Source organism: Pseudomonas sp. Ga0074129 (assembly GCA_001465025.1).
In the GTDB taxonomy this organism is placed as follows: Bacteria; Pseudomonadota; Gammaproteobacteria; order Pseudomonadales; family Pseudomonadaceae; genus Aquipseudomonas.
Window position 1 is genome coordinate 26,315 of the sequence record LNDO01000050.1, and the last position, 15,673, is coordinate 41,987.

A 15,673-nucleotide genomic window follows, 5' to 3' on the forward strand; every position below is an offset into this window, starting at 1 on the left:
CAGGGCTAGGTAAAGCTTGGGTAAAGAGCGCGGTTGCACTGCTTTACATAGGGTGTTGCTGCCGTTATGTGTTGCAGCTGCGTTAAATAGCGGCTTGCTGCTAAAAGCTGCGAAGCTCAACAGTTCAAGTCTTCTCTTGGCGATTGTAAAAGCGTGCTGTACCCCAGGCGGTTTTAAACGCTGTAGTAATAACCGCGGCTGCGCAAAGCCAAAATGCGCTGGCGGCCATCGGCATGTGGGCCGAGTTTTTTGCGCAGGTTGCTGACGTGCATGTCCAGGCTGCGGTCGTAAAGGGTGAGTTTGCGGCCGAGGGCCAATTGCGCCAGTTCCTGTTTGTCCACCGGCTCGCCGGGGTTGTGCAGCAGGGCTTCTAAAATACGGCTTTCTGACAGGGTCAGGAGTACTTCTTGATCCCCCAGCGTTACCGTGCCGCGTGCCTGGCTGTAATGCAGGTCGCCAAGGTCGAACGGGCTGGTCGGGCTGGCAGGGTGGCTGCGCCTTAAAACGGCGCGTAGGCGTGCAGTCAGCTCGCGGGGATCGCATGGCTTGGCCAGGTAATCATCTGCGCCCAGTTCCAAGCCGAGAATTCGGTCCAGCGGCTCGCCGCGGGCTGAGAGCATCAGCACGGGTAATTCCGGGTGTTCGCTGCGCAGTTGCTTGAGCAGTTCCAGGCCGCTGCCATCGGGCAGCATCACATCCAGCACCACAGCGTCTGGGCTGCTCTGGCTTAGAGCCAGGCGAGCGCTGCTGCCATCGTGGCAGGCACTAACCAGAAAGCCTTCCTGGGTCAGCCAAGTGGTCAGCAGTTCGCAGAGTTCGACGTCGTCGTCGATTAACAGCAGGCTACTCATGGAATTAATTCAGCCACTCGCTTTGTGAGCGCCGGCCTCGGCGCAACAGCGCGCCGATGATCACGCCCAACAGACCCGCCCCAGCGCCGATGGCAAACCACATTTGCTGCTCACTGATAAAGGCGGGCGCAATGCTGGATTGGGCTTTCTTCAACTCCAGTTTAAGCCGCTGATTATCTTGGCGCAGGCGCAGGCGTTGCAGTTGCACGTTTTCACGTTCGCTGGCGCTGCTTTGTAACTCTGCGCCTAGGGCCTCGCGCTGCTGCTCGCTGATGGCCAGGCGTTGTTCCAACTCATCGATTTGCGCTTGCATAGAAGTAACCTCCGCCAATGGCTGAGGGGGCACTTCTTCGGCGAAGGCGAGGGGCGCTGTACACAGACTTAGGAGGAGGAACAATGGAGCTGCACGCATCGGAACTGTTCTCTTGTCGTTATTATTGGCTGTTCAGCGGATGAGCGAACCGTGTGAGTTAGGGCAAAACCCGCTTGAAGGGTTTTACCATAACATTGGCGTATACACCGGCCGCCCGGTAAGGGTCTGCGTTGGCCCATTGTTCAGCGGCGCGCAGGGATTCGAATTCGGCAACGATCAAACTGCCAGAAAACCCGGCCGGTCCCGGATCGTTGCTGTCGATGGCGGGATGTGGCCCCGCAAGAATCAGGCGGCCTTCGGTTTTCAATTGTTCCAGGCGAGCAAGGTGCGCAGGGCGCGCAGCAAGGCGGCTTTCCAGGGAATTTGCCACGTCGGTGGCCATGATCGCGTAGAGCATTTCAATCCTTAATTGGGTTGAGGGCGCGGGCTGCGGCTGCTGAGAAAAGCAGGCTATACAGCCGACGTCGAGGAAAAACCGGCGCAAGCCAGCAAGAATCCACATCTACCGGCATAATAACAAACATAAATGACTCGGAAAGTGCCACCTATGGACGTTGATTTACATTGCCACAGTACGGCTTCTGACGGCGCGCTTGCACCCGCAATGGTGGTGGCGCGGGCGTTTGAGCGCGGTGTGCGCGTCCTGGCGCTGACTGACCACGACACCCTTGATGGCCTGGGTGAAGCCAGCGAAGCCGCACGCGAACTGGGGATGCGGTTGATCAACGGCATCGAATTGTCCTGCACCTGGGGCGGGGCCACCATTCATGTGCTGGGTTATGCCTTTAATCGTGACGCGCCGGCATTGCAGCAGTCGATTGCCGAATTGCACGAGGGGCGCTGGCTGCGCGCCGTGGAAATTGGTAAACGCCTTGAGGCCAAAGGCATGCCTGGTGCGCTGGAGGGCGCGCGCGCTCTACAGCAAGCGTTGGGCGACAGCGGTAATGCGCCGGCGCGGCCCCATTTTGCCGACTTTCTGGTGCAGGCAGGCTACGTCAAAGACCGCGCCGAAGCGTTTCGTAAATGGCTTGGCTCGGGCAAACTGGGTGACGTCAAGCAGCATTGGCCGGAGCTGGCGCAGGCCGTTGATACGTTGCGTCGGGCCGGTGCGTGGGTCAGTTTGGCGCATCCTTGGCAATACGATTTCACCCGCACCAAACGGCGCAAGCTGGTGGCGGATTTTGTCGCGGCAGGCGGGCACTCGCTCGAGGTGGTCAATGGCATGCAGCCCGCCGAGCAGGTTGGCAGCTTGGCGATTCTGGCCCGCGAATTTGGCACATTCGTAACCGCCGGCAGTGATTTTCATGCGCCGGGCTTATGGTCAGAACTGGGCGTTTATCGTCCTATACCAGAAGATTTACCGCCCCTCTGGGCACGGTTTCAGCATGTCCAGCAGCCCACAACAGTGTGATCAGGATGTCAGTGTGAGCCAATTCTTCCAGATTCATCCGGAAAACCCGCAAGCGCGGCTGATCAAACAAGCTGCCGAGATCATTCGTAACGGCGGCGTTGTGGTGTACCCCACCGATTCCTCGTATGCCGTCGGCTGTCACCTGGGTGATAAAAGTGCAGTGGAGCGCATTCGCCGCCTGCGCCAGTTGGATGACAAACACAACTTCACCCTAGTCTGCCGTGACCTCTCGCAACTGAGCACCTTTGCCAAGGTTGATACCGCCGCCTTCCGCTTGCTCAAGAGCCACACGCCGGGGCCTTACACCTTTATTCTCAATGCCACCCGTGAAGTGCCGCGTATGGTGCTGCACGCCAAACGCCGCACCATTGGTCTGCGCGTGCCAAGCCAGCCGATTGCCCTGGCTCTGCTGGCCGAGTTGGATGAGCCGCTGATGAGCGTCAGCCTGATTATGCCCGGCGAGACGCTGCCCATGAGCGACCCCTATGAAATGCGCCAGATGCTTGAGCATCAGGTCGACCTGATTATTGATGGCGGCTTTGGTGGCATGGAAGCCTCCACGGTCGTCAGCTTGCTAGATGACCAGCCCGAGATCATCAGGGTCGGTTGCGGCGACCCTGCACCTTTTACCAGTAGCCGTTGAGCCTGGTTATAATCGTCGCCGATCTTCATGCTAATGCCGCCTATCGTGCGGCAGCCGCCCCTGTTCTGCATGATCGCGGCAGCGAACCTTGAGTATGTCCATGTCCAGCGCCCCTCAAGAACACCCCGACAGTCAGGCCAATGCCCAGCAGGAGCTGCCATTTGCCTTGGTCTATGGTCAGGCGGTCACCGAAATGCCGCTGGACCTGTATATCCCGCCGGATGCCCTTGAGGTGTTTCTCGAAGCCTTCGAAGGCCCGCTGGACCTGCTGCTGTACCTGATTCGCAAACAAAACATCGACGTGCTGGACATCCCCGTGGCGGAAATCACCCGTCAGTACATGGGCTATGTCGAGCTGATGCAGTCGGTGCGCCTGGAGTTGGCAGCGGAGTACCTGGTGATGGCCGCCATGCTCGCCGAGATTAAATCGCGCATGTTGTTGCCGCGCTCCAGTGAAGTTGAGGCTGAAGAAGACGACCCTCGCGCCGAGTTGATTCGCCGCTTGCAAGAGTACGAGCGCTACAAGGCGGCTGCAGAGGGCATTGATGGCTTGAGCCGGGTTGGGCGTGACCTGACGGTGCCACGGTTGGACGCGCCCGAAGCGCGGGCGCGCAAGCTGCTGCCGGATGTCAGTCTGGAAGAGGTGCTGCTGTCGATGGCCGAAGTGCTGCGCCGCGCTGATATGTTCGAGAGCCACCAGGTCACCCGCGAGGCGTTGTCGACTCGCGAACGAATGAGTGAGGTGCTGGAGCGACTCAAAGGCGGTGAGTTTGTGCCTTTTGTCAGCCTTTTTAGCGCCGATGAAGGCAGACTTGGGGTGGTGGTGACCTTTATGGCGGTACTGGAATTGATCAAGGAGTCATTGGTCGAGCTGGTACAAAATGAGGCTTTCGGGCCCATCCATGTGCGTGCGCGGGCTGAATAAGCATGAACCTTAACGAACCTCGTGAGCTGGCCAGCCTGCTCGAAGCCTTTCTGCTGGCATCCGGCAAACCTCAGTCGCTTGAACGACTGTACGAGCTGTTTGAAGAGGCAGAGCGGCCAGATCCGGCCGTTTTCAAAAAAGCCCTGAGCCACTTGAGTAAATCCTGTGAAGGGCGCGCCTTCGAGCTTATCGAGGTGGCCTCCGGCTTCCGTCTGCAGGTGCGCGAGCGTTTCGCCCCCTGGGTCGGCCGCCTGTGGGAAGAGCGTCCGCAGCGCTATTCGCGCGCTATGCTGGAAACCCTGGCGCTAATTGCCTACCGCCAACCCATCACCCGTGGTGAGATTGAAGACGTGCGCGGTGTGGCGGTTAACAGCCACATTGTTAAAACCCTGTTGGAGCGCGAGTGGATTCGTGTGGTGGGCCACCGCGATGTGCCGGGTAGGCCGGCGATGTTCGCCACCACCAAGGCTTTTCTTGATCACTTCAATTTGAAAAGTCTTGATGAATTACCGCCCTTGGCAGCCCTGCGTGAGCTGGAGCCTGAGCCGGTACTGGCCTTCGAGGATGACCTGGAAGCGCCGCAAAGCTTGCAGGCCCGTGCTGACCTGGCTTTGGCCGATGAGCCAGCGGTTGAGGCGAGCGAGGAAACCAGCTTTAGCAGCCTGTTGGCTGAACTGGACTCGATGGAGTTGGGTTTGAAAACCGACTTCGATGATTTGCCTGAGCAGGACGATGAGCTTGACGAAGCCGATGAGCCTCACGAAACCCTGGATAAAGAGCAGCTGCCTGACTGAGGGCGCGTAGGGCGCAGATGGGCGCTAACCCATCCATTCTTCGGCCAGCGATCGGTGGTAGCCCGGATAAGCCCTGGCGCAATCCGGGATAGCAGCTCCCCGGATTTCATCCGGGCTACGGTAACTGCGCGAAGCGCTGACTGTCAGCAAGGCTGACGACTGCTCGTCTGCCCGCGCGCCTCAATTCGTGCTAATAGGTTAGCTTTCGCGTATGCTCCGCGCCCCTTCGACGGCTTGAGTCGTCCAATCACTAAAGAAAACACCGGGAGGTGCCCAGATGAGTGAATCCGAAGAATACACCCCAGCAGGCGAAAAACTGCAGAAAGTCATGGCGCGCATGGGCCTGGCTTCACGCCGTGAAATCGAAGACTGGATTACCGCTGGCCGCGTTAAGGTCAATGGTGCAGTCGCCAGCCTTGGCGTGCGCGTCGACCTGCACGATGCGATTGCCGTCGATGGCAAAGTGATTCGCCGCGAAGAATCCGCCGAAAGCGTGCGCCGCGTGATCATTTACAACAAACCCGAAGGCGAGATCTGCACCCGTGACGACCCAGAAGGCCGTCCGACCGTGTTCGATCGCCTGCCACGGCCAAAAGACGGCCGCTGGATCAACATCGGTCGCCTCGACATCAACACCACCGGTTTGCTGATGTTCACCACCGATGGTGAGTTGGCCAACCGTTTGATGCACCCGTCCTACCAGATGGACCGCGAATACGCCGTGCGCGTGCGTGGCGAAGTCGACGAAGAGATGATTGAGCGCCTGAAAGCCGGCGTGATGCTCGAAGACGGCCCAGCCAAGTTCACCGACATCAAGGTCGCGCCGGGCGGCGTAGGTTTCAACCATTGGTACCACTGCGTGGTCATGGAAGGCCGCAACCGCGAAGTGCGTCGCCTGTGGGAATCCCAAGGCGTGGTGGTCAGCCGTCTGAAGCGCGTGCGTTTCGGCCCGGTGTTTATCACCTCGGACCTGACCATGGGCCGCTGGCGCGAAATGAGCCAGCGCGAAGTGGATATCCTCAGCGAAGAAGTCGGCCTCAAGCCCGTCGCTTTGCCGGATATGAAGGAAAAAGCCCGCGACAAAATTGACCGTCTGCAGCGCAAATCGGCCAAGCCGGTTGGCCGTGCTGCGCGCCCTGAGCGGACCCTGCGTCCGGCCCATGGTGGCGGTTCGGCAGCGGGTGGCGATCAGGGTCGTTCGCGTCCTGCGCGTGGTGAAGGTAGCGAGCGTCCGACACGCAGTCCGCGTGCTGATCAGGGTAAAGGTACGCCGGTGGCTGAGCGTCCAAGCGACGTCAACAAGAAGCGTCCGGCCAAGCCCGGTGCGCAGCGCCCTAGCGTTGAATTGACCGAGCGCCCCTCGCGCAAGCCTGCCGGTGCCCCGGTTAAGCGTCGCAGCCAGCCGGGCCGAGAAGGTCAGCGCCCTGGCTTTGGGCGTGATCGCAAGCCTGAATAAGGCTTGTGCTGGAGACAAAAAAGGCGACCTTCGTGTCGCCTTTTTGCTGCGTGATGATTTTAGCCCGCCATCGACAGACGGTTACGGCCTTCGCGCTTGGATACATAAAGCGCGCTGTCGGCGCGGCGCAGCAGGCTGTCCATCGACTCACCCGGCAGCAGGGTGGCGCAACCCAGGCTAACCGACATTTCAATGGCGCGGTTTTCCACCAGGTATTGAACGCCCAGTACGGCCATGCGCAGGCGTTCACCGACCATTGAGGCGGCTTCGCGGCTGGTGTTGGAGAGCAGCACGACAAACTCTTCGCCGCCATAACGAAACACCATGTCCACGTTACGCAGGCTGTCTTTTAATGCGTTGGCAACGGCGATCAGGGCTTGGTCGCCAATGATGTGGCCGTGGCTGTCATTGATGCGTTTGAAATGATCGATATCAACCATCAGTACAGACAGCGGTTGCAGGGTACGTTTGGCGATATCCACTTCACGCTTGAGCGTTTGCTGCAGGGCCACGCGGTTGCCGGTTGCAGTTAGTGGGTCGCGCAGCGCAGTTTGCAGGGCCGCACGGTAGAGTAGGGCGTTTCGCAGCGGGAACAGCAGGCTGGCCAGCAGCGATTCGAGCTGGGCCAGTTCTTCTTCGCTGAAGCGCTGGTTGCGCCGGAAGGTCAGTTCGCCGAGGAACTCGCCGTCGTGATTGAGGCGGTAACCGGCTGAGTGATTGCCGCGCTCGCCCAGGTCCAGGCGCAGATCGCACGAGGCCAATTGATAGCTCAGGGCGTTGAGTGGCACCAGGCGCTGCACTTCGCTGTAGAACAGTTCGAGGATCCGTTCGGCTTCCAGTGATGTTTGCAGGCGCAGACTCAGCTGCTGACGCAGTTGCGCCAGGCTCACGGGCTTGAGGGTCTTTTGAATGCGACCGGCATAGCCGAGGCGCTGCAGTTTGGCAGCGTCGAAATCAATGGTGTTGGATTGGTTGTGCGTGGCCATGAAGCTCTACCTCTAGCGCTGTACGCGTCGATGAGTAGGCTTCAGCGAAAACCATGCCAGTTTTCGTTTTTTGCTTAAATCGCTTTTATTTCAGTCACTTGGCGCTGTGTGCCGGTGCGGGGCGGCAAACCTTTGCCGGTTAACTGGCAGCGCTGCTGGCAATCTGATGCCAGTCAACTGCATCGCCGCCAGAAAACTGGCGGCGACGTGGGCTGGCTACTGCGCGTCAAAAGCCTGGCCATTAACGCCCTTGCTGTCCGGCCCCATGAGGTAGAGGTAGACCGGCATGATCGCTTCCGGCAGTGGGTTGTTGACTGGATTTTCACCGGGGTAGGCCTGGGCGCGCATGTCTGTGCGGGTGGCGCCGGGGTTGACGCTGTTGGCACGCACATTGGTAATGCCATCGACTTCGTCAGCCAGAACCTGCATCAAGCCTTCGGTGGCGAATTTTGACACCGCATATGCGCCCCAATAAGCACGACCCTTGCGGCCGACGCTGCTGGAGGTGAACACCACAGAGGCGTCGCTGGAGAGTTTAAGCAGCGGCAGCAAGGTGCTGGTCAGCATAAACATGGCGTTGACGTTGACCTGCATAACGCGGGCGAAATTGTCGCCCGACAGTTGCTCAATCGGCGTGCGCGGACCGATGATCGAGGCGTTGTGCAGCACCCCGTCAACGTGGCCGAACTCGGTTTCAATCATGGCGGCCAGTTCGTCGTACTGATGCGGCAGGGCTGTTTCCAGGTTGAACGGGATAACTGCTGGCTGCGCGTGACCCGCTGCTTCGATGGCGTCGTAGACGCGGCTGAGGTTTTCTTCGGTCTTGCCCAGCAGCAACACCGTGGCACCATGCGCGGCAAAGGTTTTAGCGGCCGTTGCACCAATGCCCCGGCCAGCGCCGGTCACCAGGATTACCCGGCCATTGAGCAGGTCGGGGCGTGCGGTGTAGTCAAACATGGAAACTCCTTGAGCGTGCGGCAGGCCTTGGCTGCTTGCATCTGATTAAAACGGGAATGGTACGCGGCCCATCGACTGGCTGCTTATCTCAGCAGTTGCACAGGGCGTTATCCAGCAGGGTGCGCAGTTGCAGCGGGTGATCCACCACGGCGTCAGCACCCCAGTTACGCGGGTTGTCCTGTGGGTGGATGTAGCCGTAGCTGACGGCGGCTGTTTTGCAGCCCGCTGCGCGGCCAGCTTCGATGTCGCGCTCGTCATCGCCAACAAACAACGTGGCGGCAGGCTCTACGCCGATTTTTGCGCAAGCCAGCAGGATCATCTCCGGGTCTGGTTTGCTGCGGCTTACGTGGTCGGGGCACACCAGCACTGCCGAGCGCTCGGCCAAGCCAAGCTGCTGCATGATCGGCTCGGCATAGCGCAGCGGCTTGTTGGTGGCCACGCCCCAGATCAGCTTGGCCTGTTCGATATCGCGCAGCAGTTCATCCATGCCCTCAAAGGGGCGTGTCAGCACGGCGCAGTGCTGTTGATAGCGTTCGAGAAACTCCAGGCGCAGCGCTTCAAATTCGGCGGCATCCGGGCTCATCGCAAAATTGGCCGCGACCATGGCGCGCGCGCCGCCACTGACCTGATCGCGGATCAGTTTGTCCGCAATCGGCGGCAAGTCGCGTACCGCGCGCATGGCCTGGCAGATGGCGATAAAGTCCGGCGCGCTGTCGAGCAGGGTGCCGTCCATGTCAAAAAGAACCGCGCGTAAACGCATGCGCCTTACTCCTCGCGCAGGGTCTGGATCATGTAATTGACCTCTACGTCCGCTTCCAGCTTGTAGCGTTTGCTCAGCGGGTTGTAGGTCAGGCCGATGATGTCTTTGACGGTCAGGTTGGTTTCACGGCACCAAGCGCCCAACTCGGAAGGTCGGATGAACTTCTTGAAGTCGTGGGTGCCGCGCGGCAGCAGGCGCAAAACGTACTCTGCGCCGATGATGGCAAACAGGTAGGCCTTGGGGTTGCGGTTGATGGTCGAGAAGAACACTTGGCCGCCGGGTTTGACCATGCGGTAACAGGCGCGAATCACCGAGGCGGGATCGGGGACGTGTTCAAGCATCTCAAGGCAGGTGATGACGTCGAACTGCTCGGGCATCTCGATGGCCAGAGCTTCGGCGGTAATTTGCCGGTACTCGACATTCACCCCCGATTCCAGCTGGTGCAGTTGAGCGACGGCCAAGGGCGCTTCACCCATGTCGATACCGGTCACGCTGGCGCCGCGCTGAGCCATGGACTCGCTAAGGATGCCGCCGCCACAGCCTACGTCGAGCACTTTTTTGCCGGCCAGGCTGATGCGCTCATCGATCCAGTTGACGCGCAACGGGTTGATGTCATGCAGGGGCTTGAACTCGCTCTCGCGGTCCCACCAGCGATGGGCGAGGGCTTCGAATTTGGCGATTTCAGCGTGGTCGACGTTGCTCATATAAATCCCTGAATCAGGCTGCGGCGAGAGTGGGCGGGCAATATGCCCATGTTGCCAGTTTCGCGGGGTGGATTGGACGACTGATGCACGGCCAATGTATGTCAGTTTGTCGCAGTATCTGCTGTGTAGCCCGGATGAAATCCGGGGTGGGCGTAACAGGTGCGCGGTTGTTCCCGGATTTCATCCGGGCTACCTATCATTTTGCAGCGATTTTCGCCCCCCAGTTGCGGGCGTTGCTGATGATGCGTTGTTCGTCCATGCGGGTCAGTTGTCCGGCGTTCAGCAGCTGTTTACCGCCGACCCACAGGTGCTCGACGCAGGCGCGTCCGCCGGCATAGAGCAGTTGAGAGACTGGGTCGTAGACGGGTTGTTGGGCCAGACCGTTGAGGTCGAAGGCGACGATGTCCGCAGCCTTACCCAGTTCCAGTGAGCCGATGTGCTCATCCATGCCCAGTGCGCGGGCTCCGTTGAGGGTGGCCATGCGCAGTGCGCGATGGGCATCGAGGGCGGTGGCTGACCCAGCAACGGCCTTGGCCAGCAACGCCGCAGTGCGGGTTTCGCCGAGCAGGTCGAGGTCGTTATTGCTGGCGGCGCCGTCGGTGCCGATGGCGACATTCACGCCGGCCTGCCAGAGTTTTTCCACCGGGCAAAAGCCGCTGGCCAGTTTCAGGTTGGATTCGGGGCAGTGGATCACGCTGCTGTTGCTCTGCACCAGCAGGGCGATGTCTTCATCATTAATTTGCGTCATGTGCACGGCCTGGAAGCGCGGGCCGAGCAAATCAAGGCGCGCCAGCCGGGCCAGTGGCCGTTCGCCGCGTTGCTCCAGGCTCTGTTCAACTTCAACCGCCGTTTCGTGCACGTGCATGTGAATGCCGGCGTCCAGCTCCTCGGCGAGCATGCGGATGTTTTCCAGTTTGTCGTCGCTCACGGTGTACGGTGCATGTGGGCCAAAGGCCACGCTGATGCGTGGGTGATGGCGCAGGTCATCAAGCAGCTCCAGCCCTTTGCGCAGCGACTCGTCGGCATCGCGTGCGCCAGGTACGGGGAAGTCCAGTACGGGGATGGTGATTTGCGCGCGGATGCCGCTGTCGTGCACGCGCTGACTGGCAATGTGCGGGTAAAAGTACATGTCCGAGAAGCAGCTGATGCCGCCTTTGAGCATTTCGGCGATGGCCAGTTCGGTGCCGTCCTCTACAAACTGCTCGTTAACCCACTTGGCCTCGGCTGGCCAGATGTGCTGTTCAAGCCAGGTCATCAGCGGTAAATCGTCGGCCAGGCCGCGAAACAAGGTCATGGCGGCGTGGCCGTGTGCATTCACTAGGCCGGGTGTCAGCAGTCGCCCTGGCAGTTCGCGAACCTCCAAGGCGGGGTGCTTAAGTGCTTCGGCGCGCGGGGCGATCAGGGCGATACGTCCGTCGCGGATGCCCAGACCATGCTCAAGCAGCACCACGCCCGCCGGTTCGACCGGGACCAACCAAGTGGGCAGCAGCAGCAGATCGAGCGGGGCGTGGGGCATGGTGATGCTTCCGGCATTAATAAAGCGGCGAGTTTATAGGGGAACGCCACGGGCTTGAAGCTGTAAGGCTTTGATCTGGCGCGTTGTGTCAGCCGCTGTGCGTATAATGTTCGGCTTTTTCCGGTGGAGGTGTGTCATGCGCGAGCAATTGCTGGCGGCAGAGCAGGTGAAGGCCATTGATTGGCGTGACGGTGCGCTCTACCTGCTTGATCAGCGCGCGCTGCCTTTTGCGCAAACCTGGCTGACCTACCATTGCGCCGTTGATGTGGCTGAGGCAATCCGCAGCATGGTGGTGCGCGGTGCTCCGGCTATCGGCATTGCCGCGGCTTACGGTGTTGCGCTGTCTGTGGCTAAACATTTGCCACTTGGAGGCGATTGGCGGGCTGCCGTGTTGGCTGATATGGACCTGCTGGCGAGCTCGAGGCCCACGGCGGTCAATTTGTTTTGGGCACTCAGCTGCATGCGTGAGCGCATGGAGCGGCTTAAAAAGACCGACGACGTCCTGCGTGTGCTTGAAGCCGAGGCCGTTGGCATTCATCAAAGTGATCGCGAAGCCAACCTAACAATGGCGCTGTTGGGTCTTGAGCTGATCAGCAAGCATCAGGGTCAACCGCAAAATCTTATGACTCACTGCAACGCCGGGGCGCTCGCCACCGGTGGCTTTGGCACGGCCCTGGGTGTGATTCGCGCCGCCTTTGCCGATGGCTTGGTGGAACGGGTGTATGCCGATGAAACCCGGCCCTGGCTGCAGGGCTCGCGCCTGACTGCCTGGGAGCTGGCGCAAGACGGCATTCCAGTGACGGTCAATGCCGATTCGGCCGCCGCCCATCTGATGAAAACCCGTGGTATTACCTGGGTAATCGTCGGTGCCGATCGGATTGCCGCCAATGGCGATGTGGCCAACAAAATCGGCACCTATCAATTGGCGGTCAACGCCATGCATCACGGCGTGCGCGTAATGGTGGTGGCCCCCAGCTCGACTATCGACATGGCCACCGAGCATGGCGATGACATTGTGCTGGAAGAGCGTGCGGCCAGTGAGTTGCTGGAGTTGGGTGGCGTACCCATGGCGGCGGGTGTGGAGGCGTGCAACCCAGTGTTTGATGTAACGCCTGCTGACTTGATCGACTTCCTTGTGACCGAAAAAGGTGTAATAGCCCGCCCGGACAGCGAAAAAATGGCGCAATTGATGTGCCGCAAACGGCTGCACTGAGTTTTTCTTGCGCAGCGCCGCAGTCAGTCGCCGAGCTGGCAGCGGGGATAGGTGCGCCGCAGTGATTGTGGTAAGCTCCGGCGGTTTTCAGGGATGCCCGTTACGGGGCTCTTACCTGCGCAGATACATGGCATAACTGATTGATTTGTCGTGAGTCGTTGTCAGCCTTGAGGCTCAGCGACAGGCTTCGCACCGCTCAGGACGAGTGAGGCGAAGTTTCACCAGAAAAAGGAACCAGGCTACTCATGGGCGAACTGGCCAAAGAAATCCTCCCGGTCAACATTGAAGACGAACTCAAGCAGTCCTACCTCGACTACGCGATGAGCGTAATTGTTGGGCGAGCGCTGCCGGATGCACGTGATGGCTTAAAGCCCGTGCACCGCCGTGTGCTGTTTGCCATGAGTGAGTTGGGCAACGACTGGAACAAGGCTTACAAGAAGTCCGCCCGTGTGGTCGGTGACGTGATCGGTAAGTATCACCCGCATGGTGATACGGCCGTTTACGACACCATCGTGCGTATGGCTCAGCCGTTCTCGCTGCGCTACCTGCTGGTTGATGGTCAGGGTAACTTCGGTTCGGTAGACGGCGACAACGCCGCCGCCATGCGATACACCGAAGTGCGCATGACCAAGCTGGCGCATGAGTTGCTGGCTGACCTGCACAAAGAAACCGTGGATTGGGTGCCGAACTACGACGGCACCGAAATGATCCCGGCGGTTATGCCGACCAAGATCCCCAACTTGCTGGTCAACGGTTCCAGCGGCATCGCCGTGGGCATGGCCACCAATATTCCGCCGCACAACCTCACGGAAGTGATCAACGGCTGTTTGGCGCTGATCGACAACGGTGAGCTGACGGTCGATGAGCTGATGGAGTTCATCCCTGGCCCGGATTTCCCGACAGCGGCGATTATCAACGGTCGTGCCGGCATCATTGAGGCCTACCGTACCGGTCGTGGTCGCATCTACATGCGTGCCCGCGCCATTATCGAGGACATCGATAAAGTCGGTGGTCGTCAGCAGATCATCGTCAGCGAGCTGCCGTATCAGCTGAATAAAGCGCGTTTGATCGAGAAGATCGCCGAGCTGGTTAAAGAGAAAAAGCTCGAAGGCATCACCGAGCTGCGCGATGAGTCCGACAAGGACGGCATGCGCATCGTGATTGAGCTGCGCCGTGGCGAAGTGGCCGAGGTTGTGCTGAACAACCTCTACGCGCAAACCCAGATGCAGTGCGTGTTCGGCATCAACGTGGTGGCGCTGATCGACGGCCAGCCGAAGGTCCTTAACCTCAAGGACATGCTCGAAGCCTTTATCCTGCACCGCCGTGAAGTCGTGACCCGCCGCACCGTGTTCGAGCTGCGTAAAGCGCGCGAACGTGGCCATATCCTTGAAGGTCAGGCGGTTGCCCTGTCCAACATCGACCCGGTTATCGCCCTGATCAAAGCCTCGCCGACCCCGGCCGAAGCCAAGTTGGCGCTGATTGCCACGCCGTGGGAATCCAGCGCCGTGGAAACCATGGTCGAGCGTGCCGGTGCCGACACCTGCCGCCCGGATGACCTTGATCCGCAATATGGTCTGCGTGACGGCAAGTACTTCCTTTCGCCGGAACAGGCTCAGGCCATCCTTGAGCTACGCCTGCACCGTCTGACCGGTCTTGAGCATGAAAAACTGCTGGCCGAGTACCAGGAAATCCTCACCCAGATCGGCGAGCTGATCCGCATCCTGACCAGCGCTGTGCGCCTGATGGAAGTGATTCGTGAGGAGCTGGAAGCGGTCAAGGCCGAGTTTGGCGACGCGCGTCGTACCGAAATCGTGGCGTCACGCATGGACTTGTCCATCGGCGACCTGATCACCGAGGAAGAGCGCGTCGTCACCATTTCCCACGGTGGCTATGCCAAGAGCCAGCCGCTGCATGCCTATCAGGCGCAGCGTCGCGGTGGTCGCGGCAAGTCTGCCACTGGCGTTAAAGACGAGGATTACATCGAACACCTGTTGGTAGCCAACAGCCACGCCACGCTGCTGCTGTTCTCCAGCAAAGGCAAAGTGTACTGGATGAAAACCTACGACATCCCCGAAGCGTCCCGCGCGGCCCGTGGCCGTCCACTGGTCAACTTGCTGCCGTTGGATGAGGGTGAGCGCATCACCGCGATGCTGCAGATTGACCTGGAAGCCTTGCAGCAAAGTGCTGGCGACGAAGAGCTGGATGACAGCGAAGGCGTGGTGCTCGAAGGTGAAGTGCTAGAGGCCGACATGGCTCAGGCCGAAGACGTTGACGCCGATGTGGCCGACGACGAGCAAGATGAACCGACCGGTGCCTACATCTTTATGGCCACCGCATTCGGTACCGTGAAGAAAACCCCGTTGGTGCAATTCAGCCGTCCGCGTACCAGCGGCCTGATTGCCCTGAAACTGGAAGAGGGTGACACCCTGATCGCCGCCGCTATCACCGATGGCGCGCGTGAAGTGATGATGTTCTCTGACGGCGGCAAGGTGATTCGCTTCAAAGAGAAGCACGTGCGCACCATGGGCCGAACCGCTCGTGGCGTGCGTGGCATGCGTTTGCCGAAAGAACAGCGGATTATCTCCATGCTGATCCCGGAAACTGAGGCGCAGATTCTCACCGCCTCCGAGCGTGGCTACGGCAAACGCACCGCGATGGCTGAGTTCCCGCGTCGCGGTCGTGGCGGTCAGGGCGTGATTGCCATGGTCAGCAACGAACGTAACGGTAAGCTGGTCGGTGCCGTACAAGTGCTTGAGGGTGAGGAAATCATGCTGATTTCCGACCAAGGCACACTGGTCCGTACCCGCGTCAGCGAGGTCTCCAGCCTGGGCCGCAACACCCAGGGTGTAACCCTGATCAAGCTGGCCAAGGATGAAACGCTGGTCGGTCTGGAGCGCGTGCAAGAGCCGTCTGCCGAAGACGACGATGAGCTGCTGGAAGGCGAAGAAGGCTTTGTCGAAGGGGGTGACGGTGCCGAAGACGCACCCGAGGCCGCTGCAGACGAAAGCCCGATCAGCGAAGAGTGATCTGTTGGGGTAAGTCCGTAGGGTGGGTTAGCCGAAGGCAGCCCGCCAGCCGGAACGG

15 protein-coding genes are annotated in these 15,673 nt (G+C 60.0%); 7 read left to right on the top strand and 8 right to left on the bottom strand.

Going from position 1 to position 15,673, the window contains the following annotated elements:
• Positions 1 to 173 precede the first annotated feature (173 nt).
• From AUK77_RS04130 to AUK77_RS04140, 3 genes are all read right to left on the bottom strand, one after another.
• A complete protein-coding gene (locus AUK77_RS04130) occupies positions 174 to 851 on the bottom strand; it encodes a response regulator transcription factor (protein ID WP_296126514.1) in 678 nt (225 codons plus the stop codon).
• Between the two features lie 4 nt (positions 852 to 855).
• Positions 856 to 1,164: a translation initiation factor 2 gene (locus tag AUK77_RS04135; RefSeq protein WP_296126517.1), complete on the bottom strand. Its 309-nt coding sequence runs from the start codon at positions 1,162 to 1,164 to the stop codon at positions 856 to 858.
• A 157-nt stretch (positions 1,165 to 1,321) separates the two neighbouring features.
• Positions 1,322 to 1,621: a YciI family protein gene (locus AUK77_RS04140; protein ID WP_296126520.1), complete on the bottom strand. Its 300-nt coding sequence runs from the start codon at positions 1,619 to 1,621 to the stop codon at positions 1,322 to 1,324.
• A gap of 150 nt (positions 1,622 to 1,771) precedes the next feature.
• Between AUK77_RS04140 and AUK77_RS04145 the strand changes: the two genes are divergently transcribed.
• The 5 genes from AUK77_RS04145 (at position 1,772) to rluB (ending at position 6,453) form a co-directional block, all read left to right on the top strand.
• Positions 1,772 to 2,635, top strand: coding sequence for a PHP domain-containing protein (locus tag AUK77_RS04145; protein ID WP_296126523.1), 864 nt, complete (start codon positions 1,772 to 1,774; stop codon positions 2,633 to 2,635).
• A gap of 13 nt (positions 2,636 to 2,648) precedes the next feature.
• Positions 2,649 to 3,278: an L-threonylcarbamoyladenylate synthase gene (locus tag AUK77_RS04150; protein ID WP_296126524.1), complete on the top strand. Its 630-nt coding sequence runs from the start codon at positions 2,649 to 2,651 to the stop codon at positions 3,276 to 3,278.
• Positions 3,279 to 3,471: 193 nt separating this feature from the next.
• Positions 3,472 to 4,203, top strand: coding sequence for a ScpA family protein (locus AUK77_RS04155; RefSeq protein ID WP_296126617.1), 732 nt, complete (start codon positions 3,472 to 3,474; stop codon positions 4,201 to 4,203).
• Positions 4,204 to 4,205: 2 nt separating this feature from the next.
• Positions 4,206 to 4,997 (top strand): SMC-Scp complex subunit ScpB, encoded by a 792-nt coding sequence (gene scpB / locus AUK77_RS04160; protein WP_296126526.1) that lies wholly within the window; start codon positions 4,206 to 4,208, stop codon positions 4,995 to 4,997.
• A 277-nt stretch (positions 4,998 to 5,274) separates the two neighbouring features.
• Entirely contained in the window at positions 5,275 to 6,453 is a 1,179-nt protein-coding gene (gene rluB, locus AUK77_RS04165; RefSeq protein ID WP_296126529.1) for a 23S rRNA pseudouridine(2605) synthase RluB, read from the top strand.
• 59 nt (positions 6,454 to 6,512) lie between these two features.
• On the opposite strand, the gene AUK77_RS04170 is transcribed toward rluB, so the two are convergent.
• From AUK77_RS04170 to AUK77_RS04190, 5 genes are all read right to left on the bottom strand, one after another.
• Positions 6,513 to 7,439, bottom strand: coding sequence for a GGDEF domain-containing protein (locus tag AUK77_RS04170; RefSeq protein WP_296126532.1), 927 nt, complete (start codon positions 7,437 to 7,439; stop codon positions 6,513 to 6,515).
• Between the two features lie 216 nt (positions 7,440 to 7,655).
• Positions 7,656 to 8,396, bottom strand: coding sequence for a YciK family oxidoreductase (locus AUK77_RS04175; RefSeq protein ID WP_296126535.1), 741 nt, complete (start codon positions 8,394 to 8,396; stop codon positions 7,656 to 7,658).
• A gap of 88 nt (positions 8,397 to 8,484) precedes the next feature.
• Positions 8,485 to 9,156, bottom strand: coding sequence for an N-acetylmuramic acid 6-phosphate phosphatase MupP (gene mupP / locus AUK77_RS04180; RefSeq protein WP_296126537.1), 672 nt, complete (start codon positions 9,154 to 9,156; stop codon positions 8,485 to 8,487).
• A 5-nt stretch (positions 9,157 to 9,161) separates the two neighbouring features.
• On the bottom strand, positions 9,162 to 9,860 hold the full coding sequence (gene ubiG / locus AUK77_RS04185) for a bifunctional 2-polyprenyl-6-hydroxyphenol methylase/3-demethylubiquinol 3-O-methyltransferase UbiG (protein ID WP_296126541.1): 699 nt from the start codon (positions 9,858 to 9,860) through the stop codon (positions 9,162 to 9,164).
• A gap of 196 nt (positions 9,861 to 10,056) precedes the next feature.
• Positions 10,057 to 11,376 (bottom strand): TRZ/ATZ family hydrolase, encoded by a 1,320-nt coding sequence (locus AUK77_RS04190; protein WP_296126547.1) that lies wholly within the window; start codon positions 11,374 to 11,376, stop codon positions 10,057 to 10,059.
• A 136-nt stretch (positions 11,377 to 11,512) separates the two neighbouring features.
• On the opposite strand from AUK77_RS04190, the gene mtnA reads away from it, so the two are divergent.
• Complete coding sequence (gene mtnA / locus AUK77_RS04195) at positions 11,513 to 12,589, top strand: S-methyl-5-thioribose-1-phosphate isomerase (protein WP_296126549.1); 1,077 nt, start codon at positions 11,513 to 11,515, stop codon at positions 12,587 to 12,589.
• Between the two features lie 245 nt (positions 12,590 to 12,834).
• Complete coding sequence (gyrA, locus tag AUK77_RS04200; protein ID WP_296126551.1) at positions 12,835 to 15,615, top strand: DNA gyrase subunit A; 2,781 nt, start codon at positions 12,835 to 12,837, stop codon at positions 15,613 to 15,615.
• Positions 15,616 to 15,673: the final 58 nt, after the last annotated feature.